Below are 26,474 nucleotides of genomic sequence, written 5' to 3'. Positions count from 1 at the left end.
GGTGGGGTGGCCCGGCGCGGCAGGGACGGGATCTCTACAGGCGGTTCACTCGGTGTCATGCCTCGGCGGAGTGCTCCTCCAGCCAGCGGCGGGCGCCCACTTCGCTGGGGTATTCGCGGACGGTGAGCCATGCGGCCAACCAGCCCACGAGGTAGGCGGCGAACGCCGGCATGACAGGGGCAGCGAGCACGACCAGCCCACGACCGAGGGCGATCAGGCCCGGGACGCGCCTGTTGTGGTCGCGTTTGGCCTGGAGGGTCTGGCCGGGACTGGGGGGATCCAGAAGCGCCTCGCGGTGTCCCCGGCGCTGTTGCACCCATCCCCACACCGACGCCGCGCAGGCCGCCACCACCTGCGCCCCGTCCCACACGCCGCGCGCGGCGGGCGGCAGGATGTCGCGGAACCCCGAGTAGAGGCTCAGCGCGAAGAAGGAGAACATCGCCATGACGAGGACGATGAAGACGGTCGTACGCGCCCGGCACAGCCAGTAGAGCGTGCCGCGCTTGTACCAGGTCCGGCCCAGCTTCGGCAGGGCGGGAATGGGGACGGAGAACCCCGGGGCGGGGGCCTCAGAAGATGCTTGTGACGCCATGCCAGACATCTTTCGCCAGTCGCTTCCCGTCATCGTAGGTCTCCGAGGCGACGTGCTCGGTTCCGGTCATCACGCCGCCGATCACCCCGTGGTCGTGGATGTCCTCGCTCCAGTGCTCGTGGAAGGCGTGGTCGATGACCGATGTCGCGACGATCACCGAGCCGACACCGACCGCGGCGACCGCGACCGCACCCTCGACGGGCAGAGCCGCCGTGATGGCAGCGCCGGCGGCCAGGCCGCCGACGGCTGCCCCGACATCGAGGGTGACGGAGTGCTGCCAGGACCAGCCCTTGTCGTGGTCCTCTTTCGCTTCGAGCACCCCACAGGTGGCGGCCGCGGCGACGTCCAGGACCGGCACCTCCTTCAGGACGTCCGGCAGTGCCTCCAGCCCCTTGCCCAGGCGCAGCGCGTCCGCGGCATCGACCAGCTTGACGTTCAGGGCACGGTCGTACGGCAGCTTGCTACTGCCGTTCTCGGCGCGGGCGATGTCCCCCTCCAGCGCGTCGACCTTGGTGACCGCGTCGCGGTAGGCGCTCTTGGCGGGCAGGTCGTCGGGCATCCTGCGGCCCTGCTGCTGGAACACCTTTCGCTCGGCGCGGAGTTGCTTCTTGGCGGCCTGCGCCTCGGCCTTGGCCGCGTCGAGGTGCTTGCGTGCCTCGATGCCTCCCGCGCGGGCGCCCTCGGCGTCGTACGCGTACAGGCCGCGCAGCGCGTCGTACAGGGTGACCTTGTCCTGCGGGGACGTCGGGTCCTTCTTCGTCACCTTGTCGTACATCCCCTGCAACTGCTCCGCCGCCACCAGCCGGGCGTGCTGGGCGGTGTGCAGGATCCTGGTGCGCACCTTGGTGTACTCGTCGCGGGCGGAGGCGATCTTCTGGTCCTCCGCGCTCGGCGGTTTCGCCGACAGCATCGGCGTCGGCACGCCCTTGGAGTCCGTCTCCACGCCCTTGCCCGCAGCGATGTACTCCGCGTTGTGCAGGGAGGCCTCGCAGGTCGACAGTGCGTCGGCGAGCGTTTGCAGGGTGTCGCCCGCCTGATGCACCAGTTCGGCGAAGCCGCCGGCCGTGATCTCGTCCTCGCTCCACTTGCCGCGGAACGTCTCAGCTGCCTCCCCCTTCCACCCGGAGTCGCCCGCCAGCTTGTCGACGGCGCGGCTGAGCGGCTTCACCACGCCTTCGAGCTTTTCCTTGGCGTTCTTGTACGTGGTGGCCATCGTGTGCAGGCCGTCGAGGTCGCCACCCACCCAGCTGTCGCCCATCAGTGCCAGTCCTCCGGGTCGAGGTCCTCGAAGACACCGTGGATGTCCACGTCGTGCCGGTGGAAGGAGTCACGCGCGTACGCGGCCTTGTCCCCGTGGTCGTCCAGCCGGTCCGCGAGAGCCAGGTGCATGCTGATGATGAGATCCGCGACCTCCTTGATCGCGTTGTCCAGTCCCGGGTCGCCACCGCTGACCACGGGCGGTGTCACGTCCGGCTTCAGCTTGCGGTAGTCACTCGCCTGGTCGTGGAAGGTCTTGGCCAGCGTGACGAGGTCGTCGTAGATGACCTTGAAGTCCGCCGTCACCGCTGCACCTCCTGCGCGAAGGCGACCAGGTCCCGCGGCAGCCAGTTGCGTTCAGCGGGTGCGACCCGAGGGTCCAGCAGGACGGTGACGCCCTGTTCGTGCACTCCCTCGGCCAGCGGGCCGAGCGACGCGGCGACCCACGGCTGTGCCTCGCCGAGTGCGTCCACCAGCTTCTCCGGTGTCGTGAAGGCGAAGGCCACGGTGCCGTGCGCGGGATGACTGAAGAGTTCCAGGACGATGAAGGGCACGCGCGCCGGCCGGCCGTCCCGGCCGGTCCCCGCCACGGACCTCTGATGCGACGGGACGAACACCGGAGTGTGGTACGCGGGCACCCCCGGCTTGGGCGCGGGCCGGTCGTCCACGGCCGCGCGTGGGGGTGGAGCCGCCTCCACGAGGTCCAGCAGGGTGGAATGACGCGGCTGCGGAGCCTGCTCCGGGCGATGTTCTGCCGGCGGATCCGGCTCTACGAAATCGAGCAGGCGCGAACGAATGGGCGCCCCCATCGCCGTCACCTCTTCCCCGTGGTTGCGTGGCCGATTGGGCCCGACCACGGTAGCCAGCGGGCAACGGGGCAAATCCGGCTATGTCGGGGCCGTCACCTGGACGTACACGGAACTCATACGACCGTTTGGGCGATGGCAGAGCAGTCCTTGACCCGTTGCTGAACCGGGGCTTCCGGTCGGCTCGGCGGCTACGGCACCCGCGCCGTCCACTCGGCCGACGTGAACTTGGTCCGTGCCAGCTCCTCCGCGCGCGCCAGTTCCTCGTCCGTGATCTTGCCCGGCGCCAGGCCGTACCGCGCGCGGAACGACTCGATCATCCGGTCGATGACCGCCTCCCGCGGCAGCCCGGTCTGCCGGCGCAGCGGATCGACCCGCTTCTTCGCGCTTGCCGTCCCCTTGTCGGACAGTTTCTCCCGCCCGATGCGCAGCACCTCGGTCATCTTGTCGGCATCGATGTCGTACGCCATGGTCACGTGGTGCAGTACGGCGCCCGGACCCCCGCCAGGTCCGACGATCCGCTTCTGCGCCGCGCCCGCGATCTTGCCCTGGTCCGTCGCGATGTCGTTCAGCGGCTGGTACCACGCCCGGATGCCCATGTCGCCGAGGGCGCCCAGCACCCAGTCGTCCAGATAGGCGTAGCTGTCCTGGAAGGACAGACCCTGCACCAGGGACTCCGGCACCGACAGCGAGTAGGTGATCGTGTTGCCGGGCTCCACGAACATCGCGCCGCCGCCGGAGATCCGCCGCACCACCTCGATGCCGTGCCGCGCGGCGCCCTCGGGGTCCACCTCGTTGCGCAGCGACTGGAAGCTGCCGATGATCACCGCCGGGCCTCCCCACTCCCACACCCTGAGTGTCGGCGGGCGCCGGCCCTCGGCGACCTCGGCGGTCAGCACCTCGTCCAGTGCCATGTGCAGCGCGGGCGGCTGCGAGCCCTCGTGGATCAGCTGCCAGTCGTAGTCGGTCCAGTCCGTGGCGTGCGCGAGAGCCCGGCGCACCGCGATCGCCACGCCCTCCGACGTCAGGCCGTACATCACCGTCCCCGCGGGCAGCGCGGCGTCGATCCGCGCGGCCAGCCCCGCCGCGTCGGTGTCCGCCGGGGCGCCCTCCAGCGCGCCGTTCACCGCGTCCAGCGCCTCGTCCGGCTCCAGGAAGAAGTCGCCCGACACACGCACGTGCCGCAGCACGCCGTCCTGGGCCTCCACGTCGACCACGACGAGCTTGCCGCCGGGCACCTTGTACGCACCGTGCACTGCCTGGGCCTCCGTTCCTGCCGCCTCCCGCACGAGATCAACGGCGCAGGCCGTCGCGGTGTTCCCCGGACGGTGATCACGCTCGTACGATCACCCGGAAGACGTACCCGAGCCGAGGAGGCTCCCGTGTTCACCACCCGGCCCACCCTGCAGGGCACCTTCGGAATGGTGTCCTCCACCCACTGGCTGGCCTCCCAGTCGGCGATGGCGGTTCTGGAGGCCGGCGGCAACGCGTTCGACGCCGCCGTGGCCGGGGCGTTCGTGCTGCATGTGGTGGAACCGCATCTGAACGGGCCGGCAGGCGAGGTGCCGATCCTGCTCGCGCCGGCCGGCGGCGAGGTGCGCGTGCTGTGCGGGCAGGGCGTGGCCCCGACAGGCGCCACCGTCGCGCACTACCGGGGGCTCGGGCTGGACCTCGTACCGGGCACCGGGCCGCTCGCGGCCGCCGTGCCGGGCGCCTTCGACGCCTGGCTGCTGCTCCTGCGCGACCACGGCACGAAGTCCCTGGACGACGTACTGAAGTACGCCATCGGATACGCCGAGCACGGGCACGCGCCCGTGGAGAAGGTCGGCGCGACCGTGGAGACCGTACGGGAACTGTTCGAGACGGAGTGGACGTCGTCGGCCGCCGTGTATCTGCCCGGCGGACGGGTGCCCCGGCCCGGCGAACTGCTGCGCAATCCCGCCCTCGCCGCGACCTGGAAGCGGCTGCTCGCCGAGACCGCCGGGGCCGGCGACCGGGAGGCCCGGATCGACGCCGCGCGCGAGGTGTGGCGCTGCGGCTTCATCGCCGAGGCCCTGCTGCGGCAGTCCCGCCGGCCCACCCTCGACACCAGCGGCGAACGCCACACCGGCACGCTCACCGGGACCGACCTCGCCGACTGGTCGGCGACCTACGAGACCCCGGTGAGCTACGACTGGAACGGCTGGACCGTCTGCAAGGCCGGCCCCTGGAGTCAGGGCCCGGCCCTCCTCCAGCAACTCGCCCTGCTCCCGCCGGACCTGCCCGCCTACGGCTCCGCCGACTACGTCCATCTGCTGATCGAGGGCTGCAAGCTCGCCATGGCCGACCGTGAGGCCTGGTACGGGGACGCCGCCGAGGTGCCGCTCGCCGACCTGCTCTCGGACGGCTACAACGCCGGCCGGCGGGCCCTGGTCGAGGCCAAGGCCTCCTGGGAGCTGCGGCCCGGCAGCCCCGGCGGACGCGTGCCGCGGCTGCCCGCGCAGGCGTGCGCGCGCGTGGAGACCGGCGATCACCGCGGCTTCGACCCGATGGGCGCGGGCGAGCCGACCGTTGCGGAGTTCCCCGGCGAGCCCACGGTGGCCGCCGACGGCGCCACCCGCGGCGACACCTGCCATCTGGACGTCGTCGACCGCTGGGGCAACATGATCGCGGCCACGCCCAGCGGCGGCTGGCTGCAGTCCAACCCGGTCGTGCCCGAGCTGGGCTTCCCGCTCGGCACGCGCCTGCAGATGACCTGGCTGGAGGAGGGCCTGCCGAACTCCCTCACCCCGGGCCGCCGCCCGCGCACCACCCTCACCCCGTCCCTCGCGCTGCGCGGCGGCGTGCCGGTCCTGGCCTTCGGCACGCCCGGCGGCGACCAGCAGGACCAGTGGCAGCTGCACTTCTTCCTGGCCGCCGCCCTGCGCCCGCCGGTCCGCGGCGCCCTCGACCTGCAGGGCGCGATCGACGCCCCGAACTGGCACAACGACAGCTTCCCCAGCTCCTTCTACCCGCGCGGCCACCGCCCCGGCAGCGTCACCGTGGAGTCCCGCACGGACCCCGAGGTCGTCGAGGAACTGCGACGGCGCGGCCACGACGTCACGGTCGGCCCCGCCTGGTCCGAAGGACGCCTGAGCGCGGTGGCCCGGGACCCCGAGACCGGGGTGCTGTCGGCAGCGGCTAACCCGCGCGGGATGCAGGGGTACGCGGTGGGCCGCTGACGCCGCTGACGCCGAGCCCCTGGCGGCGCGGTGGGCCCGCCGGCTGCCCGTCAACCCGATTCCCCAGTTCTTCAACCCGATTCCACCCGCTGTGCACCGGACGGGCGGGGATTGTCAGTGGGACGTGGTCTCATGGAGGCATGATCGAAGACACGGAAACCATCGACGAGTTTCTCACGCGCTGCTCCGCCGACGTGGAACAAGCGGTCCGCAAGGCGGCCGAGGCCGAGATCCTGCCCCGCTTCCGCCGCCTCGCCGAGCACGAGGTGGACCAGAAGAGCGGCCCCCATGACCTGGTGACGGACGCCGACCGGCTCGCCGAGCTGCGGCTGACCGAGGATCTGGGCGCGCTGCTGCCCGGCTCGGTCGTGGTCGGTGAGGAGGCGGTGCACGCCGACCCGGCGAGCTACGCGGCGCTCCAGGGCGACGCGCCCGTCTGGATCGTCGACCCGGTCGACGGCACCCGCCAGTTCGTGCACGGCGACGACGGGTTCTGCACCCTGGTCGCGCTCGCCCACCGGGGCGTCGTCCTCGCCTCCTGGACCTACGCCGCCGCGCGCGACCAGCTCGCCACCGCGGTGCGCGGCCGGGGCGCCTTCCTCGACGGCGAGCGGCTGTTCGCGGGCCCGCCCGCGCCCGGCCGGGACCTCGTCGTCGCCACGTCCCACCCGGACTACACCACCGACGAGCAGAAGCGCGCACTGCACGCCCTGTGGACCGACGGTGTCGCCCCGCGCGCCTGCGGATCGGCGGGCCTGGAGTATCTCGCCGTCGCCCGGGGCGAGTTGGACGCCGTCGCGTTCTCCTGGGAGGCCGCCTGGGACCACGCGGCCGGCCTGCTCCTGGTCGAGGAGGCGGGCGGCGCGCATCTCACCCCCGCAGGCGAGCCGTTCCGCGTGACCGGCGGCAACGCCCTGCCGTTCACCGCGGCCCGGGACGCCGCGACGGCCCACCGGATCGCCGAGCTGCTGCGTACGGCGGCCTGAGACCCACGCCCCCCGCTCCGCCCCGCCCGTGACCGGCAGGTGGCAGGCGGCAGCCGGCAGCCAAGTTCACCGGCCCCGGGCCTCGGGACCTGGGCCCCAGGCCGTTCACCGGGGCGGGCGCTCGGTGCCCGGGACCGGGCACCCGGGCCGGGGGAGTGTCAGTCCTCCGGCATATCCTGAATCCCGAGTGGCCATCGGCTGACGAAGGGGTCCTAAGGTGCCGTCGATGCTCGATGCGGTCGTGGTGGGTGCGGGACCGAACGGACTGACCGCTGCTGTGGAGCTGGCCCGCCGTGGCTTCTCCGTCGCGCTGTTCGAGGCGAAGTCCACCGTGGGCGGTGGCGCCCGCACCGAGGAACTGACCCTGCCCGGCTTCCGGCACGACCCGTGCTCGGCCGCCCACCCCCTCGGCGTCAACTCGCCCGCGTTCCGCGCCCTCCCCCTCGACCGCTACGGCCTCGAATGGCTGCACGCCCAGCTGCCGATGGCGCACCCCTTCCTGGACGGCACCGCGGCCGTGTTGTCCCGCTCGGTGGCCGAGACGGCGGCCTCCTTCGGACCGCGCGACGCGGGGGCGTACCGCAGACTGGTCGAGCCGTTCCTCACCCACTGGGACACCCTCGTCCTGGACTTCATGTCCCTGCCGCTGACCGCGCTCCCGCGCGACCCGGTCACCCTGGCCCGCTTCGGGCTGGCCGGGCTGCCGCCGTCCACCTGGCTGCTGCACCGCTTCAAGGACGAGCGGGCCAAGGCCCTCTTCGCCGGCCTGGTCGCCCATGTGATCGCGCCGCTGAACGGCCTGGCGACCGGCGCCGTCGGGCTGGTCTTCGCGCTGGCCGCGCACGCCCGCGGCTGGCCGGTGCCCCGCGGCGGCTCCCAGGCGATCTCCGACGCCCTCGCCGGCTATCTGCGGGACCTCGGCGGCGCCGTGCACACCGACTACGAGATCAAGCGCCTGGACGACCTGCCGCCGGCGCGTGCCTACGTCTTCGACACCTCGCCCACCGCGCTCGCCCGCATCGCGGGCTTCGGCGACCACTACGCGCACTACCGCTACGGCCCCGGCGTCTTCAAGATCGACTACGCGCTGGACGGCCCGGTGCCCTGGACCGCGCCCGAGGCCCGCGCCGCCGGAACCGTCCAGGTCGGCGCGAGCAAGGCCGAGATCGGCACCGCCCTGCGCGCCGCCTCCCGCGAGGGCCGCGCCCCCGACCGGCCGTTCATGATCACCGTGCAGCCCAGCGTGGTCGACCCGACCCGAGCCCCCGAGGGCAAGCACGTCTTCTGGGCCTACGGCCATGTCCCGAACGGCTGGTCCGGCGACCTCACCGACGCCATGGAACGCCAACTGGAGCGCTTCGCCCCGGGATTCCGCGACCGCGTGCTCGCCCGCGCCGTCGCCGGCCCCGCCGAGATGGCCGCCCACAACGCCAACTACGTGGGCGGCGACATCGCCTGCGGCGCGGCGTCCGGACTCCAGTTGCTGCTCCGCCCCAGACTGTCCCTGTTCCCGTACCGCACCCCGCATCCGGCCGTCTTCATCTGCTCCTCGGCCACCCCGCCGGGACCTGGCGTGCACGGCATGTCGGGGCACAACGCGGCCAAGGCCGTCTGGCGAAGACTGAGGCAGACATGACCACCATCACCCTCGTCCAGGGCGACATCACCGCGCAGAGCGCCGACGCGATCGTCAACGCGGCCAACTCCTCCCTGCTCGGCGGCGGAGGGGTCGACGGCGCGATCCACCGGCGCGGCGGCCCCGCCATCCTCGAGGAGTGCCGCGCCCTGCGCGGCTCCCGGTACGGCAAGGGCCTGCCCACCGGCCAGGCGGTCGCCACGACGGCGGGCGCACTCGACGCCCGCTGGGTCATCCACACCGTCGGACCGGTCCACAGCGACAGCGAGGACCGCTCGCAGCTGCTCGCCTCCTGCTACCGCGAGTCCCTGAAGCTCGCCGACGAACTCGGCGCCCGCACGGTCGCGTTCCCCGCGATCTCCACAGGCGTGTACCGCTGGCCGATGGACGACGCGGCGCGGATCGCGGTGGAGACGGTGCGCAACACGGCGACCGCCGTCGAAGAGGTCCGGTTCGTCCTCTTCGACGAGCGGGCGTACGAGGCGTTCGCCGCGCGGCTTCGCTGACGGAACCACGGTTCGGGTCCCCCGCGCCTGCCCCGCCGACCGTGTCAGGAGGTGGGCCGGGGGCAGGTGATGTCGTGGGCCGGGGGGTGGCCGGTGGTGAGGTAGGCGTTCACCGTGGCGTCCACGCAGGAGCTTCCGAAGACGCCGTACACCGCGTGCTGGTCCGCGCCGCTCAGGGTGACCAGGCGGGAGCTGGGCCAGTTGCGGTGGACGGTTCGGGCGCCGCGGTAGGTGGTGCGCGGGTCACCCGTGGCGTTGACGAGCAGGGCCGGCAGGTCGCCGCGGATCGTCGTGGGGCGTTCGCGTGGCGGTGCCCAGAACGCGCAGGGGTTGATGTCGTTCGCGACGGGAGCGAACAGCTTGTCCCGCGTCCCGGCGCGCCGCAGGTCGCGCCAGTAGGTCTCCGGGTCGCGCGGGGCGGCCACGTCGCCGCAGAGGATCGACGTCTGAGCGCTGCCGTAGGTGGAGTCGTGCCCGGTCAGCAGAAAGTCCAGGGTGCCGGCCAGCCAGGGCGACGGGGAGACGGCCCGGCCGTCGGCGGCGCGCCGCAGGTCCCGCACGGCCTGGGCGAGATCGCCGTAGGCCGCGGGGTTGTCCTGGGAGAGGCCGTTGAAGACGATGACGGGCAGGGCGTGCTCGTCCACCCGGTGGCCGCCGACCCGCAGCGGTGTGTGCGCGGCGGCCGACTGGAGCGCGTTCACGGTCGCCAGCACCGCGCTCCGGGTGCGCCCCAGACCGTACGTCGCCTCGTGCGCGGCGGCCCAGCCGGCCCAGTCGCCCAGGGCGTCGCGGTTGGCCTGCTCGGCGCTCCGCAGAAGCCTCGGACCGTAGCGGCCGGGATCCACCACGCCGTCCAGGACCACCCGGTCGGTCCGGTCCGGGAACATCGTCGCGTAGACCTGGCCGAGGTAACTGCCGTACGAGTAGCCGAGGTAGGAGATCCGGCGGTCGCCCAGGGCGGCGCGGATCACGTCCATGTCGCGGGCGGTGTTCCGGGTGGTGGCGTACGGCAGCAGGTCGCCCGCGTTCGTGCGGCAGCGGCGGGCGAGGTCCACGGAGAAGGCCACCATGCGGTCGAAGCCGGCGCGGCCGGTGCCCGCCCCGCGGAACATGCTGCCGGTGGGCCAGTGGCAGTCCAGCTCGGTGCTCCGGCCGACGAAGCGCGGGTCCACGCCCACCACGTCGTAGCGCGCCCCGACCCCCTTCATCGCCTTGCGCACCCAGGGCGGATCGCCGATGGTCTGCCCGCCGGGGCCGCCGCTGTTGAGCAGCAGTGCGCCGATGCGGTGGGCGCTGTCGGTGGCCCGGATCCGGGAGATCGCGACGGTGATCGTACGGCCCTCGGGGTGCGTGTAGTCCAACGGCACGGTGACGTCGGCGCATCGGGCGCCGGCCTGCTCCAGATCCTTGTCGGTGGTGTCGTCGGGGCCGAGCCGGCAGCTCTTCCAGTGCAGGTGCTGGTGGTGGTAGCGGGCGAGCGGGTCGCCGGCGGCAGTGGCTGCGGTGGCCGCGGCGGTCAGGGCAGTGGCGGGGGCGGCGCCCAGGGTGAGGGTGCCGGTCAGGCATACGGAGGCCGCTACGGCGACCCGTGCCGCCAGACGGCCTGCGCGGCCGGTGCGCGGGCGGTGCCCGGTGCCGCGGGAGAGGGAGGCGGTCATGCGTTTTTCCTTTCGGACGTGCCCCGCTCGCAGAGGGCCTTGTCGACGACGTCGAGGAAGTCCAGTTCGGCCTGGAGCGTTGCCGGTACCTGGTTCAGGGCCACGGCGACGCTCCGGCCACCGGGGCCGACGGCGACCAGTGCCCGGTGGCCGCCGGGCACGGTTCCCGCGTGGCCCCACCAGGTGCCGCCGCAGGACAGGGGCGAGGAGATCAGCCCGAGCCCGTAACGGGCGCCGGGCCAGAGCCGGTCGGGGTCCGCCGCCACGGTCCGCCGCATCTGGGCGAGTTGGGCCGCGGGCAGCAGCCGGCCGCCGAACAGGGCGGTGGCGAACCGGGTCAGGTCGGCCGGTGTGGACACCAGCGCCCCGCCGACCCCGCCGAAGGTCGTGTTCCAGCTCGTGCCGTCCCTGCGGCGGCCGTCGTCCGCGGTGAAGTAGCTGTGGGAATGCGGCCCTCGGATGCGTGGGTCGTCTCCGGGCCAGTACGTGTCGTGCAGCCCGAGCCGCTCGATGACGCGGTGGGTGATCTCCGACTCGGGGGTGTGACCGGTGACCCGCCGCACGATCAGCCCGGCTATGAGGTAGTTGGTGGTCGCGTAGTGCCAGGTCTGCCGCGGGTGGGGCAACCGCAGGGCCTGGGCGATGAGTTCGCGCGGCTCGAAGTGGCGGTACCGCAGCCGCTCGGGGTGCTCCCATGCGGGGGCGTCGAGGTAGTCGGGGAGTCCGCTGGTGTGCTGCAGGATCTGCCGGACGGTGATCCGGCGGCCGTCGTAGCCGGGCCCGCGGATCAGGCCGGGCAGGTAACGCTCGACGGGCGCGTCCAGGGACAGGCGCCGCTCGGCGGCGAGTTGCAGGACGACCGTCGCGGTGAAGGTCTTGGTGACACTGCCGACGCGCAGCCGGTCGGTGGCGTTCATCGGGCGGCCGGTGCGGAGATCGGCCGTTCCGTCCGTCACGGCCCAGCGCCCGCAGGACGCGTCCGTGCCGGTGCCGGTGCCGGTGACGAGGACCGCGGCGCCGGCGATCCGGTCGTGTGTGACCAGGTGGTGCACGGACCGGCGTAGGGCGTCATGGGTGCCGCACGCGCCGGGCGCCCGCGGCGAAGCCTGGGGCGACGTCTGCGGCAGTGTCCGTGGCAGTGACTGTGGTGGTGTCTGTCGTGATGTCTGCGGTGGTGTCTGCGGTGGTGTCTGTGCGAAGGACGCGGGTGCGGCGGTCAACAAGACGGCCGTCGCCGCGGCCGCGAGGCCGATTCGCCTGCGGTGTAAGGCTCTTGAGAGGGGGATGGCCATGGACAGCACGCTAGGCACCGCCCGGCCCCCGATCACTCCGGCAGGCAGCCGACTCGGTGCTGGGGACAGCACCAGTGCGCCTGGGGGAGAAACCCCCGTGGCGCGCCGGGCCGTTCAGGCCAGTTCGCGCAGGACGCCGCCGAGCAGGGCCACCCCTTCGGCGACGGCTCCCGGCGAGGTGGCCGCATAGCCGAGGACGAGACCGGGCGGGCCGGGCAACTGCCGGTGCCAGGACAGCGGTTGGCACTTCACCCCGCGGGCCAGCGCGGCGGCCGCGAACTCGGTGTCGGGTACGTCCGCGGTGTAGGTGACGGTCAGGTGCAGGCCCGCCGCGGCGCCGTGCACGGTTCCGCCGGGCAGATGCTCGGCGAGCGCGGCGATCATCGCGTCGCGGCGGTCGCGGTGCCGGCGCCGCAGCAGCCGTAGCTGACGCTCCAGCCCACCGGACTCCATCAGCCGGGCGAGGACCAGCTGCGGAAGCACCGCGTTGCCGAGGTCGTTGAAACGCTTGGCGTCGACCAGGTCCGCGCGGTAGCGGGGCGGGGCCACCAGCCAGCCGATGCGCAGGGCCGGGGCGAGCAGCTTCGAGACGCTTCCCATGTAGCACACGCGGTCGGCCAGCAGCGCCCGCAGGGCGGGGACCGGCGGGCGGTCGTAGCGGTGCTCCGCGTCGTAGTCGTCCTCAAGGATCAGCCCGCCGTCCCGGGCCCAGCCCAGCAGTTCACGTCGGCGCTCGCCGCTGGTCACCACGCCGGTCGGGAACTGGTGGGCCGGGGTGAGCAGCACCGCGCGGGCGCCGGTCGCGCGCAGCGCGTCCACCCGGACGCCGTCCTCGTCGACCGGTACCGGCGGGGTGCCGAGGCCGCCGTTCGCCAGATGCTGGCGGCCGCCGAGCGAGCCCGGGTCCTCCACCGCGACGGCGTCGATGCCGTCCGCCCGCAGCACGTGATGCAGCAGGGTGAGCGCCTGGGCGGTGCCGGCGAGGATCAGCACCTCGTCCGGCTCCACCCGCACGCCCCGCATCCGCGCCAGCCAGTCGGCCACGGCCCGCCGCAGCTCGGGGGCGCCACGGGGGTCGCCGTAGCCGAGGTGCTCGTAGGACAGCCCCGCGAGCACGGCGCGCTCCGCACGCAGCCAGGCGTTCCTCGGGAAGGCGGCGAGGTCCGGCCGTCCCGGAGTGAAGTCGACGACGGCCGGGGCGTTGCGTAATGCGTCGAAGACGTCGGCGCCGGGGGCGCGGGAGAAAGGCGACACTCCGACCTCTCCGACCTCTCCGATCTCTTCGACCCCGCTCCCGGCGGCATCCCGCGGCGCACAGGGTGCCGCCACCACCACCGTGCCCCCGCGGCGGCGTCCCTCCAGATGGCCGTCCTCGGCGAGCCGGCGGTACGCCTCGGTGATCACCCCGCGGGAGACGCGCAGTTCGGCGGCGAACACCCGGGTGGGCGGGAGTCTGCTGCCCACCGCCAGGCGGCCGTCGGCTATCGCCTGCCGCAGCCGGCCGGCCAGCCACTCCGCCTTCCCGCCCTCGGGCAGGTCACCGACCGCCAGCTGCAGGAAGTCCGAGCCCCGGCCGCGAAGTTCGCCCGCGACGGCCGGCATCTCTCGCTCCTCGTTCACCCTGGCGATGCTGTCATGCGCCGGGCTCAGCCGCCGAAGTCGAAGTCGGGTGCGGCCGCGCTGAGCACGGCCGACTCCGTGCCGGCGCCCCAGTGCGCCGCCACTTCCTCCTGCACCGCCTTCAGCAGCTCGGGCACGATCCCCGCGCCGCCCTCGTGCATGGCCTCCGCCACCACCAGCACCCGGCGGGTGTGCCGGCCGACCGCCGAGTGACCGCTCTGCCGGTGCGTCCAGCGCCGGGCGTGCGCCCGGCCGGCGGAGTCGACGAAGGTCACCTCGCCGGGCGCGGGATGCTCGATGCCCCCGCCGAACGCCGTGTACGTCTCGTCGCCGCGGGCCGGCCGCACCTCCAGCAGCGGCCAGGCGACCCGGTCGACGTCGAGGACGGCCACCGGGACCGCGTAGGCCACGGACAGCGCGTTGCACAGGTCGACCAGCGGATGGATGCGCGGCAGCGTCCCCTCCTTCCGCAGCCGCCGCAGCAGCGACTCCGAGGCACTGCGGTACTGCGTCGGCTTCACGCCGAGCCGGCTGAACGTCCGCCGCCAGGCCAGCACTTCGGGAAACTCGCCCTCGGTGGCGCCGGCCAGCCGGTCCAGGGCGCGGGCGGTGTACGCGGCGGCGCGCGGCGCGGTGTCCCTGTGCGCGTCGACGCCGGTGGCGTAGAGCGCGCCGCAGGCCAGTTCGGGGTACGTGGACCAGATGCTCGCCGCGTGCCGGAATCGCATGCTCGGGTGCTCCTCGGGTTCTCCTCGGGTTCGGGATCACCACCCTGCCGGGGGCGATGGCCCGCTCACCAGAGCCAAAGCCGGTACGTCTCACCGGTCCATAACCGCGCTCGCGAGCCACACGGCTCCTGCTCGGGCCGGTCCGGGGCGGTCCGGGTCGGCCCGAGGGGGAGCGTCCGTCTCCTGGGTCTCGCGGGTGAGCGGGTACCACTCGTGTCGATGTCGCTCGGACGGGCACGCGGTCCGGTCAGCTCGCCGCCCGCGCCGGTGCCGGGGTGCGCCGGGCCCGCAGGGACAGCACGCGCTCCGCGTGATGCTCCTCGTGCAGGTCGATGCGGCGCGCGGTCAGCAGATGCCGCAGGCCGATGATGCCCTCGACACGGGGGCGCGGCTCGCGGGTGACCACCAGCAGCCGGGTGACCTCGTGCTGCGCCATGCGGTTGGCGAGCGTCCTCAGGGTTTCGTCGGGGTGCGCCGTGAGCGCCGGCCGGGCCAGCTCGCCGAGCGGGGTGGTGTCGGCGGGATCGGCGTGGATCAGCGCGCCACGCGTGACGACACCGGCCAGCCCGCCGTCCGCGTCCAGCACCGGGTACAGGCGCTGGGCCAGCAGCCCCTCGGGGTCGCCCGCCTCGTGCGCGGCGCGCAGCAGGGCGGTGACCTCGCCGGCGGCGCGGCCGGCGGCGAAGGTGACCCCGGCGGGCGTCTCCAACTGCCGTACGAGATGCACTTCGAGCGGGTCGACGGAGTACTCGCGGGTGAGATGCAGACCACGCCGGGCGAGCTTCTCGGTGAGCACCGACCGCTTCAGCAGCACCACCGAGAGCAGGTAGGCGGCCGACGCGGTGATCACCATGGGGATCAGGGCGTTGACCTCATGGGTGAGTTCCAGGCAGAAGACGATGCCCGTGAGCGGGGAGCGCATGACCCCGCCGAGCACGCCGGCCAGCGAGACCAGGGCCCAGAAGCCGGGGCTGACGTGCGGGAAGACCAGGGCCTCGGCCGCACCCAGCGCGCCGCCGACCATGAACATGGGCGCGAGCACGCCACCGGAGGTGCCCGAGCCCAGCGACAGCCCCCAGATCAGGGTCTTCACGACCAGGATGCCGACGATCAGCCCGACCGTGGCGTGGCCGGTGAGCAGCGCGTCGATGACGTCGTAGCCGACCCCCAGGGCGCGCGGTTCGATCAGTCCGCCCACGCCGATGATCGCGCCGCCGAGCGCGGGCCACCACATCCAGTGGATGCGCAGCCGGGAGAACAGGTCCTCGGAGAAGTAGACGAGGGAGGTGGCGCCCAGCGCCAGCAGGCCGGCCGCCGCCCCCGCGACCACGCACAGTCCGTACGACGGCAGGCCGATACGGTCCGGCACATGCGCGCCGCCGAAGAGCGGGTCGGTGCCGAGCAGCGGGCCGCGCACCAGGGTGGCGGTCACGGCGGAGACGGCGACCGGCAGGTAGGAGCGCGGCCGCCATTCGAAGAGCAGCAGTTCGACCGCGAGCAGGATGGAGGCGAGCGGCGCGTTGAAGGTCGCGGCCATGCCGGCGGCGGAACCCGCCACCAGCAGCGCCTTGCGCTCGTCCGTGGTGACCTTGAGGAACTGGGCCAGCAGGGAGCCGACGGCACCGCCGGTCATGATGATCGGGCCCTCCGCGCCGAACGGACCGCCGGTGCCGATGGATATCGCGGCCGAGGCGGGCTTCAGCACGGCGACACGCGGCTGCACCCGGCTGCCGCCCACCAGGATCGACTCGATCGCCTCCGGCATGCCGTGGCCGCGTATCTTCTCCGAGCCGTAGCGGGCTATGACCCCGACGGCCAGTCCGCCCAGCACCGGCATCACCGCGAGCAGCCAGCGGTGCGGGGTGTCCGCGGGCACGGCGGAGCCGAAACCCGGGCGGCCCAGGAAGGCGAGGTTGGTGATCAGCGCGATCAGCTTCAGCAGACCGGCGGCCACCAGCGCGGCGACGGCGCCGACGGGGACGGCCAGCGCCGTGATCACGACGACGCGCGGAGGTACATGGAAGTCGCCCAGGTGCGGGACTTTGAGCGCGGGCAGAGGGCGGGTGGGGGCCTGGGGCCTGGCGGGAGTCGGTGACTGCGGCGGCATGGTCGCTCCGTAAGGGGTACGGCGGCAGGGGCGGACGGGGCATGACCGGGTGGCCCCGGTGCCGGTCCCCGCCCGTGTCGGGGCAGGGGTGACCGGCAGCCGGGCACCGGCCGATTCGGGCGGCGCTGCCCGTGAGGAGGAGGTGAACAGGCGGGATAGGCGGGGCAGTTGCGGACATCGGGCATGCGGACGGACGCGCTTCGTCGCGCGTGTGTCGGGGAAGGGGTGCGGCCGGTGCCCTCAGCGTGGGCGTACGAAGAAATAGGCTTCGTGTGTCGGCTCGGATCTCATGGTCATCACCCTCGGCGCCGGAGCCGTCGCGCCCGCGCGGTCCGGTTGCCCGCACTTTATCATTGCAGTCTGCAATGGTCACCATGGGTGACAGGTAGTGTCCGAGTCGTGGACAGCGGAAAAGGGAGCGAGGAGCGCATGGCCCAGCAGGACGGCCGTCCGGAGCAGGCGCGGGGGCGGACGGGAGCACCCGCGCGGACGCCGGACGGCACGGCAGGCTCTGGCGAGGCGGGAATCAAGGACGCGCTGGAGGGCGCTGCGGGGGCCGAGGAGGAGTTGGACCGGGAGGCCGAGGCGGTCACGCTCGCGGTGATGGCGGCCTCGCGGCTGATCGTTGCCCTCTCCGCCCGGGCCCTTGCCTCCGTCGACGTGCCGCTCACCCTGCCCCAGCTGCGCTCCCTGGTCGCCCTGCACACCTGCGGCCCGATCAAACTCGCCGCCATGGCCGCCACGCTGGGCGTCACGCCGTCCACGGCGCTGCGCATGGTCGAGCGCCTGGAGGTCCTGGGGCTCACCGACCGGCGGGTCAACCCCGGCAACCGCCGTGAGGTCGTGCTGCGGCTGACCGCCGCGGGGGAGGAACTGGTGGACCAGGTGCTGCGCCATCGCCGCGCGGAGATCCGGGCTCTGGTGGAACGGTTGCCCGCGCAGGAGCGCGCCGGCCTGGTCCCGGCGCTCACCGCACTCACGGCCGTCGCCGGTGACCTGGATCCCGGCCTCACCCCGTCCGAGGAGGCGGGCCGTCTGGCGGGCGTGGTCGACGACCCCCTGAACCCCGCGCCATAACAAACCGACACCGCCCGGCCCCGGCCGTGGGCAGTTGGAATTCCCGGCGATCGGTTCCCTGGCGGCCGCGTCTGTGGCGGTTGGATTCCCGGGTGTTCTGGATTTCCGGCGGTCCGGATGCGGGCGGGTCGGGTTCCTGACGGTCGGGTTTCTGGAGGTTCGGATCTCGGCGCCCTGGTGGCCGGATTTCTAGCGTTGCGGATCCCGGCGGTCCGGCCCCGGCGTTTCAGGTTCGGGCGGGCCGGTTCTCTGGTGGTCGGATTCCCGGGCGTTCCGGATACCCGGCGGTCGGATTCCTGGGCGGCCGGATTCCTGGGCGGCCGGGTCCCCCGGTCCGGTACCTGGCGGCCGATACCCCGGTGGTCCGGTTCCTGACCGTCGGGATTTCCCACAGTCGGATCCTCTGGATCCTCTGGATCCTCGGTGGTCCCGCAGGGTCCAGCCCCCCCACCGGCCCGACCCCGGCCCCGGTCCGGCGCGTCGCGCTTCGCGTGGCATCATCGGGCGAGGTCAGGAACGCCGTCGTACGAGGAGCACGATGAACCCCGCTCTCACCGTCCCCCCGGCCGTCGGTGCCGCTCTGCTGGACGACTTCTCCCTGGAGATGACCGGCAAGGACGTGCCCCGGCTGGAGGAGGCGCAGGGCAGCATTCCGCGGGGCACCCGGATCAACATCACGTTCCTCGCCGGCGAGGACCTCGGCATGCGGCTGGCGGCCGCCCGTGCGGTCAAGCGGCTCGGTTTCGTCCCCGTACCGCACATCTCCGCGCGCCGCCTCCCCTCCCGCGCCGCCCTGGAGGAGTTCCTGTCCGGGCTGGCCGCGGACGGCACCGCCGAGAACGTCTTCGTCGTCGGCGGCGACCCCGCCCGCCCCGAGGGCCCCTACGAGGACGCCCTCGCCGTGCTGCGTACCGGCCTGCTCCAGAAGCACGGCGTCCGCCACATCGGCATCAGCGGCTACCCGGACGGCCACCCCGCGATAGCCGACCGCACGCTGTGGTCGGCGCTCACCGACAAGGCGGCGGCCCTCGGGGTGCACCGCTTCGGCGGCGACGTCATCACCCAGTTCGGCTTCGACGTCGACCCGGTCCTCACCTGGCTGGAGGCCGCTCGCGCCCGCGGTGTCCACCTGCCCGTCCGCATCGGCGTGCCCGGCCCGGCGGGCGTACGCCGGCTGCTCGGCTATGCCGGCCGGTTCGGCGTCGCGACCAGCGCCTCCATCGCCCGCAAATACGGCTTCTCGCTGACCAACCTCATGGGCACGACCGGCCCGGACCGCTTCCTGCACACGCTCGCCCACCGCTACGACCCGGAGCGGCACGGCGCGGTGAAGGTGCACTTCTACACCTTCGGCGGCCTGCGCCACACCGCCGAGTGGGTCGCCGGTTTCCGCCGGACCATCTCGGGCACACCCGCCCCGTGAGGCGGGGCGCAGCCCGACCAGGGACACCTGGATCCGGATCCCGGCAGGCCGGGGCATGCTGGTGTCGGAATTCCGCCAGCGATCGCCGGTGCGCGTGGCCGATGCTGGACGTATGCAGACAGCGCAGACAGCGACGCACCTGGACCGGGAACACTGCGTACGCGCCGTCCGGTCCAAGGACGCGCGGTTCGACGGATGGTTCTTCACGGCCGTCCTGACCACCCGGATCTACTGCCGGCCCAGCTGCCCCGTCGTCCCGCCCAAGCCGGAGAACATGACGTTCTACCCGAGCGCGGCCGCCTGCCAGCAGGCTGGGTTCCGGGCCTGCAAACGCTGCCGCCCGGACACCAGCCCCGGCTCCCCGGAGTGGAACCACCGCGCCGATCTGGTGGCCCGCGCGATGCGGCTCATCGCCGACGGGATCGTGGACCGCGAGGGCGTGCCGGGGCTCGCCGGCCGGCTCGGCTACAGCACCCGCCAGGTGGAGCGGCAGCTGCTCGCGGAACTGGGCGCGGGCCCGCTCGCGCTCGCCCGTGCCCAGCGCGCCCAGACCGCGCGGCTGCTCATCGAGACCAGCGCGCTGCCCATGGCGGAGATCGCCTTCGCGGCCGGTTTCTCCTCCATCCGCACCTTCAACGAGACCGTCCGCGAGGTCTTCGCCCTGACCCCGAGCGAGCTGCGCGGCCGCGCACCGAAGGCCGGGGCCGGCCTGCCCGGCGGGCTCAGCCTGCGGCTGCCGTTCCGCGCCCCGCTCAACCCCTCCAACCTCTTCGGCCACCTCGCCGCCACCGCCGTACCCGGCGTCGAGGAATGGCGGGAGGGAACCTACCGGCGCACGCTCCGGCTGCCGTACGGCCATGGGATCGTCTCCCTCGCCCCGCGCCCCGACCACATCGCCTGCCGGCTCGCGCTCAGCGATCTGCGCGACCTGAACGTGGCGATCAGCCGCTGCCGCCGCATGCTCGACCTGGACGCCGACCCCGTCGCCGTGGACGACCACCTGCGCACGGACCCGTTCCTCGCGCCCCTGGTCGACAAGGCCCCGGGCCGCCGGGTGCCACGCACGGTCGACGAGGCCGAGTTCGCCGTCCGTGCCGTGCTCGGGCAGCAGGTCTCCACGGCCGCCGCCCGTACCCACGCGGCCCGTCTGGTCCTGGCGCACGGCAAGCCCCTGGACGACCCCGAGGGCGGCCTCACCCACCTCTTCCCGGCGCCCGAGGCACTGGCCGCCCTCGACCCCGAGTCCCTGGCGATGCCCCGCACCCGGCGCACCACCTTCACCACCCTCGTCCGCGAACTCGCCGACGGCACCCTCAGCCTGGGCGTCGAGTCCGACTGGGCCGAGGCCCGCGCCCGGCTGCTGGCGCTGCCCGGTTTCGGGCCCTGGACGGTCGATGTCATCGCCATGCGCGCCCTCGGTGACCCCGACGCCTTCCTCCCCACCGACCTCGGTATCCGGCGCGCGGCCCAGGAGCTGGGACTGCCCGCCACCCCGGCCGCGGTCACCGCCCGAGCCGAGGCCTGGCGGCCCTGGCGGGCGTACGCCGTCCAGTACCTGTGGGCGACCGACAGCCACCCCATCAACTTCCTGCCCGTGTAAGAAGGTTCCCTCGTGACACCTGTGACGACACCTATGACGACACCCATGACGTCCCACACCGTGACCGACAGCCCCTACGGCCCGCTCACCCTGGTCGCCGACGCCGACGGCGCCCTGTGCGGCCTGTACATGGCCGGCCAGCGACACCGCCCGCCCGAGGAGAACTTCGGCCCGCGCGACGACGATCTGCCCTGCTTCGCCGCGGCGAAGGAGCAGCTGTCGGCGTACTTCGCGGGCGAGTTGCAGCGGTTCACCCTCGAACTCGCCCTGCAGGGAACGCCGTTCCAGCGCGGCGTCTGGGAGCAGCTGACCCGCATCCCCTACGGCGAGACCCGCACCTACGGCCAACTCGCCGACGCCCTCGGCAGCCCCGGGGCATCGCGCGCGGTGGGGCTCGCCAACGGCCGCAACCCCGTCGGCATCATCGTCCCCTGCCATCGCGTGATCGGTTCCGACGGCAGCCTCACCGGCTACGGCGGCGGCCTGGACCGCAAGCGCCGCCTGCTGGACTTCGAGCGCGGAGCGGTGCTGTTCCCGTCGTGAGGAGCGGGGACTCGGCGCTCAGCGCTGCCCGCCGGCGGGTGCGGCGAGCTCGACGAAGACGATGCGCTGGTGGACGCGGTTGCGGCGCGGCGTGGTGGGCTGTGTCGCTCCCGAGTCGGTCGTCGCGCGGCAGGCGAGGACATACTCGCCGGCCGAACGCGGCGTCCAGGGGCAGCTGAACCGCTGCCAGCCGTACGCGGAGCGCGGGGCGACCCGGGCCGGGGTCCAGTGCCGCCCTCCGTCGGTCGTCACCTCCACGGAGCGGACCGGCTCGTCCGCCCAGGCCCATCCCCAGATCTCGACCGGTTCGCCGGCGTGCACGGTGCCGTCGACGGGGGCGACCAGGCATGAGTTGGGTGCCAGCTCCCACACCGGAACGGCGTCGCCGGAGCCGTCGTCGGGCCGGTCCATGTAGTACCTGGTGGTGAACGCTCCGGCGCTGCGGTGGTCGGAGACGGTCAGGGAGTCCAGCCACTTGGTCGAGTTGGTGCCGTAGTAGCCCGGCACCACCAGGCGCAGCGGGCCGCCCCGCCGTACGGGCAGCGGGACGCCGTTGACCGAGAGGGCCACCAGGGCACTGCCGTCCAGTGCCCTGGCGAGGGGGAGGTCCTTTTCGTACCGCTCGTGGCGGGTGCCGTCGAACACGCCGTGATCGACGCCGGTGGAGATGACATAGGCGGCGCCGTCCGCGATCCCGGCGAGGCCGAGGAGGTCGGTGAGCCGGACACCGGTCCAGCGGACGTTGCCCACCCGCCGCTGCGGAACGGTGGGCGCCAGCGGGCTGCCGGCGCATTCGTGCACGGCGGTGATCTCCGTCTGCGGCAGTGCCCTCAAGTCGTCGAGCGACAGGGTCAGTTCGCGGGTGACCAGTCCGCCGACGCGCAGCGTCCAGGAGTCCGGTGAGACATCGGGGATGCCCAGGTGCCAGACCGAGAACAGGTCCGCTTCCGCGGTGACGAAGGACGTCAGGTGCTCGGGCCGCAGCCGCTGCACCAGGCCGAAGCCCTCATGGAGCATCGCGGGCGTGATCCGCATGATCGTCTCCCCCTCAGACGTGAGTTCCGTCAGCCTAGACACCCTTCAGGAGCCGGATGAAATGCCGGTTGGGCTGCGTCCATGCGTCACGGGCATGGACGTCGCGGTCACGCCACCCGGTGGCCGTTCTCCAGTTCCGCGGCACCGGTGCCGTGCGTGAGGACGTCCAGGGCGGTCAGGACGCGGCGGCCGAGGGCGCCGGGCAGATGGCCGGTGACCTCCTCGCGCGGGACCAGCCGCCAGGACAGCAGCTCCTCCTCCTGCAGGCGGATGGCCTTCAGATCGGTCTCCGTGAGGACGCCGCCGTCGTACAGGTACGCCACCAGGGGCGGCCGTGCCGTGCCGTGCACCCAGTCCACGGCCAGCAGCCGGCCCAGTTCCCGGTCGAGCCCGATCTCCTCCAGGGTCTCCCGGCGGGCGCCCTGGCGCGGCGTCTCCCCGTGGTCCGACTCGATCGTGCCGCCCGGAAGCGCCCAGCCCTCGCGGTAATTGGGCTCGACCAGCAGCACGCGCCCCTCGGCGTCCCGGAAGAGCGCGGCGGCACCGGCGAGGACACGGGGCAGGCCCGCGATGTACGCGGCGAAGTCAGGAGTGGTGGTCATTGAGGAAGGGTAACCAGCCGCCGGACCGCTACGGCCCGGCCGTGGCCAGGCGCAGGGTGCGTGTTGCCAGCGCACTGATCCGTACGCCGTCGAAGCCGAACACCGCGCTCCGTACCGTGTCCTCCAGCGGGTCCTTCCACCGGGCCGGGATCGCGGCCGCGCCGGTGCGGACCCCGGCCACCGAGCCGGCCGTCGCCCCGTTGGAGTCGGTGTCCAGGCCGCCGCGCACGGTCAGCGCGATGGTCCGGGTGAAGTCGCCGTCGCCGTACAGCAGCCCGGCGGTGAGGACGGCGGCGTTGGGCACCGTGTGGATCCAGCCGAGCCCCGCCGTCTCCGCGGTCAGCGTGGCCAGGGTCTCCTCCCAGGGCAGTCGCGTCTCGTGCAGGGTCATGACCCGCCGTACGGTACGGGCGAGCCGGCTGCTCGCCGGGATCACGCCGAGCGCGCTCTCCAGCGCGTCCCGCACGGTCGGCGCGGTGAACGCCGCCGAGATCAGCGCGGCCGCCCACATGGCGCCGTAGACGCCGTTCCCGGTGTGCGACAGCACCGCGTCCCGGCGGGCGAGGCCGGCGGCGCCGGCCGGGTCGCCGGGGCGGGTCCAGCCGTGCACGTCGGCGCGGATCAGCGCGCCGATCCACTCCTGGTACGGGTTGTCGTACGTCGCCGTCAGCGGCGGCTTCAGCCCGCACGCGAGGTTGCGGTACGCCGCCCGCTCCGCGGTGAAGGTCTGCAGGTACGGCAGTCTGAGCAGCCACAGCTCGCCGACCTGCTCGGTGCTGAAGCCGAAGCCGTACGTCTCCAGCAGGTGCAGTCCGAGGACCGCGTAGTCGACGTCGTCGTCGCGCACGCTGCCGTGGATCCGGCCGCGCACGCACTCACGCCACTCCGGGCGCAGCACGGCGCCGTCGGCCGGGTCGGCGGGCTCGGGCAGATAGTCGGTGAGCGGCAGCGCCGCGGCCCTGGCCAGATAGCCGTCGATGCGCTCGCGGGTCCACACCTCGCCCTGCTCGACCGGCTTGCCGAGCATGTTGCCCGCGATCCGGCCGACCCAGCCGCCGTGGATCCGGTCGGCGAGGTCGGCCGAAGTGAGGCGCTGGCTGGTCATGGCTGGGGTCTACCCGTTTTCCCCAGGACGCTCCCAGGTGCTTCCCAGCCTTCGGTCGGAGCATGACGCCGGGGGCCTGCTGAGGTTATGGTCGCAACGGCGCGACTGGCCCTGACGTGCGCGGGGCCCGGAGAGCAAGGGGAAAGCAAGGTGGCGGACGCTGCAGTGAACGAGACCCGTCGGGTGCTCATCGCCGCGGACAAGTTCAAGGGCTCGCTGACGGCCGTGCAGGTCGCCGAGCGGGTGACGGCCGGGCTGCGCCGGGTCGTGCCGGACCTGCGGGTCGAGGCGCTGCCGGTGGCCGACGGCGGCGACGGGACGGTGGACGCGGCGGTCGCGGCCGGTTTCGAGCGGCGCGAGGTGCGGGTCGCCGGGCCGCTGGGCCAGGAGGTGACGGCCGCCTTCGCGCTGCGCGGCTCGACCGCGGTCGTGGAGATGGCGGAGGCCAGCGGCCTCCAGCGCCTCCCGGCCGGGGTCTTCGCGCCCCTGACGGCCTCGACGTACGGCTCCGGCGAGCTGCTCCGGGCCGCGCTCGACGCGGGCGCGCGGACGATCGTGTTCGGTGTCGGCGGCAGCGCCACGACCGACGGCGGCGCGGGCATGCTGGCGGCGCTGGGCGCCCGGTTCCTGGACGACGGCGGCGAGCCGGTGACGACGGGCGGCGGCGGGCTGGCGGATCTGGCGCGCGCCGACCTGTCCGGGCTGGACCCGCGGCTGTCCTCCGTGGAGCTGGTGCTGGCCAGCGACGTCGACAACCCGCTGACCGGCCCGAAGGGGGCACCGGCGGTGTACGGCCCGCAGAAGGGCGCGTCCCCCGACGACGTGGAGACCCTGGACGCGGCCCTCGCGCACTTCGCCGAGGTGCTGGAGGCGGCCGTGGGGCCGCGTGCCGCCGAGTACGCGGCGGCGCCGGGCGCGGGCGCCGCGGGCGGCATCGGCTACGGCGCGCTGCTCCTGGGCGCCCGCTTCCGGCCCGGCATCGAGGTCATGCTCGACGTCCTCGGCTTCGCGCCGGCGCTGGAGCGAGCCGATCTGGTGATCACCGGTGAGGGGTCGCTGGACGAGCAGACGCTGCACGGCAAGGCGCCGGCGGGGGTCGCCGCCGCCGCGCGGGCCGCGGGCAAGGAGGCCGTCGCGGTGTGCGGCCGGCTCGCCCTGCCCGTCCGGGCGCTGGAGCGGGCCGGGATCCGCAAGGCGTACCCGCTCACCTCGGTCGAGCCGGACGTGGCGCGGTGCATCGCGGAGGCCGGGCCGATTCTGGAGGACGTGGCGGAGCGGATCGCGCGGGACCGGCTGGCCTGAGCGGGAGCCGGACAACGGGCGGGCGTGGCGCCCGCCCGTCCCGCGGCTACTGCAGGGGGGTCAGCTCGCCGTCCGGGTCCCGGAAGTAGCTTCCGGCCGTGACGCCGAACACCTTGCCGTCCTTGAGCCACTGCTGCGAGATGTCGTGCAGCGTCTTCGCCTCGCGCTCCCAGACCATGGAGTGCCCGGCGTCGGCGAAGCAGAACATGAGCTTCTCGGGCCCGGCGATGGCCTGGAACAGGTCCGGGACGGAGAAGTGCGCGACCGGGGGCAGTGAGGGCGGGTTGTTGGCCTGCCGGTCCAGTGCTCCGTAGACGATGAGCACCGGCACCCGGCCGCCGAGCACCGGCGTGCCCGAGTCGTCCCTGAGCGGCACGGTCTGGTTGTTCCAGCCCCACCAGAAGGTGTTCCGGTAGCGCAGCACGCCCTCGTACGAGCCGTCCGGCAGGGCGGGTCCCCACTTGGCGCCGAGGTCGTCGTTGTCCATCGCGGCCTGCCACACCTCGTCCACCATGCCGGGCTCCCGCTGCTCCGGGCTGCCCTGCTCCAGGTCCCAGCCGGTCTTGAAGCCGGTCTTGCCGCCCACGTTCATCGGGAAGCCGAACTGGACGGCGGGCTTGGACACGGGCAGGTTCAGGCCGTCGGGCGGACGCCCGAAGGGGGACTCGATGTGGGTGGACCAGCGGCCGCCGGGCGGGAAGATGGGGGCCAGCAGGATCAGGTGGTCGACGTTCTCCGGGTGCTGGATGGTGTAGGGGCCCATCACGAACGCGCCCGCGGACCAGCCGACGAAGTCGATCGGCTTGTCCCGGTCGGGGGAGAGACCCCTGATGAACTGGACCACGGTGTCCAGCTCCGCCCACTCGCTCTCGGAGTTGCCGAGCTGGAACGGATAGGGCGGTGGCGGCGGGCACGGCTGCGCCAGCGGGTTGGGGACCAGGACCTGCTGCTGGGCCGGGTTGGCGTTGCAGGGATCGTCCATCTTCGGACGTGGGGAGAGCCCGTTGCCCTGCAGATCCATGAGGAACACGTCGTAGCCGTGCTGCGCCAGTTCCTGTGCCCAGCTGTAGCGGGTCTCCGAGCCGCCGAGGCCGAAGCCATGGGGCACGACGAGGTCGAACCCCGCGACCGCGGGGGCGCTTCTGCCGTGGAGCATCAGCACGGGCTTGGTCTCGGGGACGTTGTCCTTCCTGTACTCCCGTACGAACAACGTGACCGCTTCATCCTTGTTCGCCGGAATCGTAGATTTATGCGGAACGTGGTAATCCGCGGTGACCAGTGCGGACATGGCGGTTCTCCGATCCGGAGAGAGGGCGAGAGAGCGAGAGGGGCCCCTGGTGTATGGCACATGCCACTGGCAATGCCCTCCCCTTCTCCACCTTCCTCGCCCCCGGTGCCC

General features: G+C 73.2%; 23 protein-coding genes. 9 read left to right on the top strand and 14 right to left on the bottom strand.

The window, feature by feature from the left end; genetic code table 11:
- Window positions 1-55: 55 nt before the first annotated feature.
- From AB0L75_RS01485 to AB0L75_RS01465, 5 genes are all read right to left on the bottom strand, one after another.
- Window positions 56-592: a hypothetical protein gene (locus AB0L75_RS01485; protein WP_365173784.1), complete on the bottom strand. Its 537-nt coding sequence runs from the start codon at window positions 590-592 to the stop codon at window positions 56-58.
- Complete coding sequence (locus AB0L75_RS01480) at window positions 570-1,850, bottom strand: WXG100 family type VII secretion target (RefSeq protein WP_365173782.1); 1,281 nt, start codon at window positions 1,848-1,850, stop codon at window positions 570-572. Before AB0L75_RS01480 ends, AB0L75_RS01485 begins: the two co-directional genes overlap by 23 nt.
- Window positions 1,850-2,155, bottom strand: coding sequence for a DUF6317 family protein (locus AB0L75_RS01475; RefSeq protein WP_365173780.1), 306 nt, complete (start codon window positions 2,153-2,155; stop codon window positions 1,850-1,852). Before AB0L75_RS01475 ends, AB0L75_RS01480 begins: the two co-directional genes overlap by 1 nt.
- Window positions 2,152-2,658 (bottom strand): SAV_915 family protein, encoded by a 507-nt coding sequence (locus AB0L75_RS01470; RefSeq protein WP_365173777.1) that lies wholly within the window; start codon window positions 2,656-2,658, stop codon window positions 2,152-2,154. Before AB0L75_RS01470 ends, AB0L75_RS01475 begins: the two co-directional genes overlap by 4 nt.
- A 188-nt stretch (window positions 2,659-2,846) precedes the next feature.
- Window positions 2,847-3,911 carry a biotin/lipoate A/B protein ligase family protein gene (locus tag AB0L75_RS01465; protein WP_365173775.1) on the bottom strand — a complete coding sequence of 355 codons (1,065 nt, stop codon included), beginning with the start codon at window positions 3,909-3,911 and terminating at the stop codon, window positions 2,847-2,849.
- A gap of 126 nt (window positions 3,912-4,037) precedes the next feature.
- Between AB0L75_RS01465 and AB0L75_RS01460 the strand changes: the two genes are divergently transcribed.
- The 4 genes from AB0L75_RS01460 (at window position 4,038) to AB0L75_RS01445 (ending at window position 8,983) form a co-directional block, all read left to right on the top strand.
- Entirely contained in the window at window positions 4,038-5,855 is a 1,818-nt protein-coding gene (locus AB0L75_RS01460) for a gamma-glutamyltransferase (protein WP_365173772.1), read from the top strand.
- A 140-nt stretch (window positions 5,856-5,995) separates the two neighbouring features.
- Complete coding sequence (locus tag AB0L75_RS01455; RefSeq protein ID WP_365173769.1) at window positions 5,996-6,841, top strand: inositol monophosphatase family protein; 846 nt, start codon at window positions 5,996-5,998, stop codon at window positions 6,839-6,841.
- A gap of 217 nt (window positions 6,842-7,058) precedes the next feature.
- Window positions 7,059-8,477 carry an NAD(P)/FAD-dependent oxidoreductase gene (locus AB0L75_RS01450; protein ID WP_365173766.1) on the top strand — a complete coding sequence of 473 codons (1,419 nt, stop codon included), beginning with the start codon at window positions 7,059-7,061 and terminating at the stop codon, window positions 8,475-8,477.
- The gene (locus AB0L75_RS01445; RefSeq protein ID WP_365173763.1) at window positions 8,474-8,983 is read left to right on the top strand and encodes an O-acetyl-ADP-ribose deacetylase; all 510 of its coding nucleotides are present in this window, start codon (window positions 8,474-8,476) and stop codon (window positions 8,981-8,983) included. The genes AB0L75_RS01450 and AB0L75_RS01445 overlap by 4 nt, the downstream gene beginning before the upstream one ends.
- 44 nt (window positions 8,984-9,027) lie before the next feature.
- Here AB0L75_RS01445 and AB0L75_RS01440 read toward each other — a convergent pair whose 3' ends face one another.
- From AB0L75_RS01440 to AB0L75_RS01420, 5 genes are all read right to left on the bottom strand, one after another.
- Window positions 9,028-10,641, bottom strand: coding sequence for an alpha/beta hydrolase (locus AB0L75_RS01440; protein WP_365173761.1), 1,614 nt, complete (start codon window positions 10,639-10,641; stop codon window positions 9,028-9,030).
- The gene (locus AB0L75_RS01435) at window positions 10,638-11,693 is read right to left on the bottom strand and encodes a serine hydrolase domain-containing protein (RefSeq protein WP_365173759.1); all 1,056 of its coding nucleotides are present in this window, start codon (window positions 11,691-11,693) and stop codon (window positions 10,638-10,640) included. The genes AB0L75_RS01440 and AB0L75_RS01435 overlap by 4 nt, the downstream gene beginning before the upstream one ends.
- Window positions 11,694-12,047: 354 nt before the next feature.
- Window positions 12,048-13,535, bottom strand: coding sequence for a PLP-dependent aminotransferase family protein (locus tag AB0L75_RS01430; RefSeq protein WP_365174841.1), 1,488 nt, complete (start codon window positions 13,533-13,535; stop codon window positions 12,048-12,050).
- A 44-nt stretch (window positions 13,536-13,579) separates the two neighbouring features.
- Window positions 13,580-14,281 carry a phenylalanine--tRNA ligase beta subunit-related protein gene (locus tag AB0L75_RS01425; protein WP_365173757.1) on the bottom strand — a complete coding sequence of 234 codons (702 nt, stop codon included), beginning with the start codon at window positions 14,279-14,281 and terminating at the stop codon, window positions 13,580-13,582.
- A 247-nt stretch (window positions 14,282-14,528) separates the two neighbouring features.
- Window positions 14,529-16,388 (bottom strand): chloride channel protein, encoded by a 1,860-nt coding sequence (locus tag AB0L75_RS01420; protein WP_365173754.1) that lies wholly within the window; start codon window positions 16,386-16,388, stop codon window positions 14,529-14,531.
- Between the two features lie 603 nt (window positions 16,389-16,991).
- Between AB0L75_RS01420 and AB0L75_RS01415 the strand changes: the two genes are divergently transcribed.
- The 4 genes from AB0L75_RS01415 (at window position 16,992) to AB0L75_RS01400 (ending at window position 21,031) form a co-directional block, all read left to right on the top strand.
- Window positions 16,992-17,465, top strand: a complete 474-nt coding sequence (locus AB0L75_RS01415; protein ID WP_365174836.1) for a MarR family transcriptional regulator — start codon at window positions 16,992-16,994, stop codon at window positions 17,463-17,465.
- A 538-nt stretch (window positions 17,466-18,003) separates the two neighbouring features.
- A complete protein-coding gene (locus AB0L75_RS01410) occupies window positions 18,004-18,888 on the top strand; it encodes a methylenetetrahydrofolate reductase (RefSeq protein ID WP_365173751.1) in 885 nt (294 codons plus the stop codon).
- 112 nt (window positions 18,889-19,000) lie between these two features.
- Window positions 19,001-20,488, top strand: a complete 1,488-nt coding sequence (locus tag AB0L75_RS01405; protein ID WP_365173748.1) for an AlkA N-terminal domain-containing protein — start codon at window positions 19,001-19,003, stop codon at window positions 20,486-20,488.
- A 45-nt stretch (window positions 20,489-20,533) separates the two neighbouring features.
- Window positions 20,534-21,031, top strand: a complete 498-nt coding sequence (locus AB0L75_RS01400; RefSeq protein WP_365173746.1) for a methylated-DNA--[protein]-cysteine S-methyltransferase — start codon at window positions 20,534-20,536, stop codon at window positions 21,029-21,031.
- Window positions 21,032-21,049: 18 nt separating this feature from the next.
- Here the strand turns inward: AB0L75_RS01400 and AB0L75_RS01395 are convergent, their stop codons facing one another.
- The 3 genes from AB0L75_RS01395 to AB0L75_RS01385 form a co-directional block, all read right to left on the bottom strand.
- Window positions 21,050-22,066, bottom strand: a complete 1,017-nt coding sequence (locus AB0L75_RS01395) for a molybdopterin-dependent oxidoreductase (RefSeq protein ID WP_365173743.1) — start codon at window positions 22,064-22,066, stop codon at window positions 21,050-21,052.
- A 107-nt stretch (window positions 22,067-22,173) separates the two neighbouring features.
- Window positions 22,174-22,668 carry an NUDIX hydrolase gene (locus tag AB0L75_RS01390; RefSeq protein ID WP_365173741.1) on the bottom strand — a complete coding sequence of 165 codons (495 nt, stop codon included), beginning with the start codon at window positions 22,666-22,668 and terminating at the stop codon, window positions 22,174-22,176.
- Between the two features lie 28 nt (window positions 22,669-22,696).
- A complete protein-coding gene (locus AB0L75_RS01385) occupies window positions 22,697-23,773 on the bottom strand; it encodes an ADP-ribosylglycohydrolase family protein (RefSeq protein ID WP_365173739.1) in 1,077 nt (358 codons plus the stop codon).
- A gap of 183 nt (window positions 23,774-23,956) precedes the next feature.
- On the opposite strand from AB0L75_RS01385, the gene AB0L75_RS01380 reads away from it, so the two are divergent.
- Window positions 23,957-25,075, top strand: coding sequence for a glycerate kinase (locus AB0L75_RS01380; protein WP_365174834.1), 1,119 nt, complete (start codon window positions 23,957-23,959; stop codon window positions 25,073-25,075).
- Window positions 25,076-25,121: 46 nt separating this feature from the next.
- On the opposite strand, the gene AB0L75_RS01375 is transcribed toward AB0L75_RS01380, so the two are convergent.
- Complete coding sequence (locus tag AB0L75_RS01375) at window positions 25,122-26,285, bottom strand: alpha/beta fold hydrolase (RefSeq protein WP_365173736.1); 1,164 nt, start codon at window positions 26,283-26,285, stop codon at window positions 25,122-25,124.
- Between the last annotated feature and the right edge of the window lie 189 nt (window positions 26,286-26,474).

Origin of the sequence: Streptomyces sp. NPDC052101, assembly GCF_040680235.1 — a bacterium.
GTDB lineage: Bacteria > Actinomycetota > Actinomycetes > Streptomycetales > Streptomycetaceae > Streptomyces.
This window is presented reverse-complemented; position numbering and strand designations above follow the sequence as displayed.

Excerpts from the sequence above, each read along its gene's own strand:
- AB0L75_RS01485 (WP_365173784.1), bottom strand. The coding sequence starts at position 592 with ATGGCGTCACAAGCATCTTCTGAGGCCCCCGCCCCGGGGTTCTCCGTC.
- AB0L75_RS01480 (WP_365173782.1), bottom strand. The coding sequence starts at position 1,850 with ATGGGCGACAGCTGGGTGGGTGGCGACCTCGACGGCCTGCACACGATG.
- AB0L75_RS01470 (WP_365173777.1), bottom strand. The coding sequence starts at position 2,658 with ATGGGGGCGCCCATTCGTTCGCGCCTGCTCGATTTCGTAGAGCCGGAT.
- AB0L75_RS01455 (WP_365173769.1), top strand. The coding sequence starts at position 5,996 with ATGATCGAAGACACGGAAACCATCGACGAGTTTCTCACGCGCTGCTCC.
- AB0L75_RS01445 (WP_365173763.1), top strand. The coding sequence starts at position 8,474 with ATGACCACCATCACCCTCGTCCAGGGCGACATCACCGCGCAGAGCGCC.
- AB0L75_RS01440 (WP_365173761.1), bottom strand. The coding sequence starts at position 10,641 with ATGACCGCCTCCCTCTCCCGCGGCACCGGGCACCGCCCGCGCACCGGC.
- AB0L75_RS01430 (WP_365174841.1), bottom strand. The coding sequence starts at position 13,535 with ATGCCGGCCGTCGCGGGCGAACTTCGCGGCCGGGGCTCGGACTTCCTG.
- AB0L75_RS01425 (WP_365173757.1), bottom strand. The coding sequence starts at position 14,281 with ATGCGATTCCGGCACGCGGCGAGCATCTGGTCCACGTACCCCGAACTG.
- AB0L75_RS01420 (WP_365173754.1), bottom strand. The coding sequence starts at position 16,388 with ATGCCGCCGCAGTCACCGACTCCCGCCAGGCCCCAGGCCCCCACCCGC.
- AB0L75_RS01415 (WP_365174836.1), top strand. The coding sequence starts at position 16,992 with ATGGCGGCCTCGCGGCTGATCGTTGCCCTCTCCGCCCGGGCCCTTGCC.
- AB0L75_RS01410 (WP_365173751.1), top strand. The coding sequence starts at position 18,004 with ATGAACCCCGCTCTCACCGTCCCCCCGGCCGTCGGTGCCGCTCTGCTG.
- AB0L75_RS01405 (WP_365173748.1), top strand. The coding sequence starts at position 19,001 with ATGCAGACAGCGCAGACAGCGACGCACCTGGACCGGGAACACTGCGTA.
- AB0L75_RS01400 (WP_365173746.1), top strand. The coding sequence starts at position 20,534 with ATGACGTCCCACACCGTGACCGACAGCCCCTACGGCCCGCTCACCCTG.
- AB0L75_RS01395 (WP_365173743.1), bottom strand. The coding sequence starts at position 22,066 with ATGCGGATCACGCCCGCGATGCTCCATGAGGGCTTCGGCCTGGTGCAG.
- AB0L75_RS01390 (WP_365173741.1), bottom strand. The coding sequence starts at position 22,668 with ATGACCACCACTCCTGACTTCGCCGCGTACATCGCGGGCCTGCCCCGT.
- AB0L75_RS01385 (WP_365173739.1), bottom strand. The coding sequence starts at position 23,773 with ATGACCAGCCAGCGCCTCACTTCGGCCGACCTCGCCGACCGGATCCAC.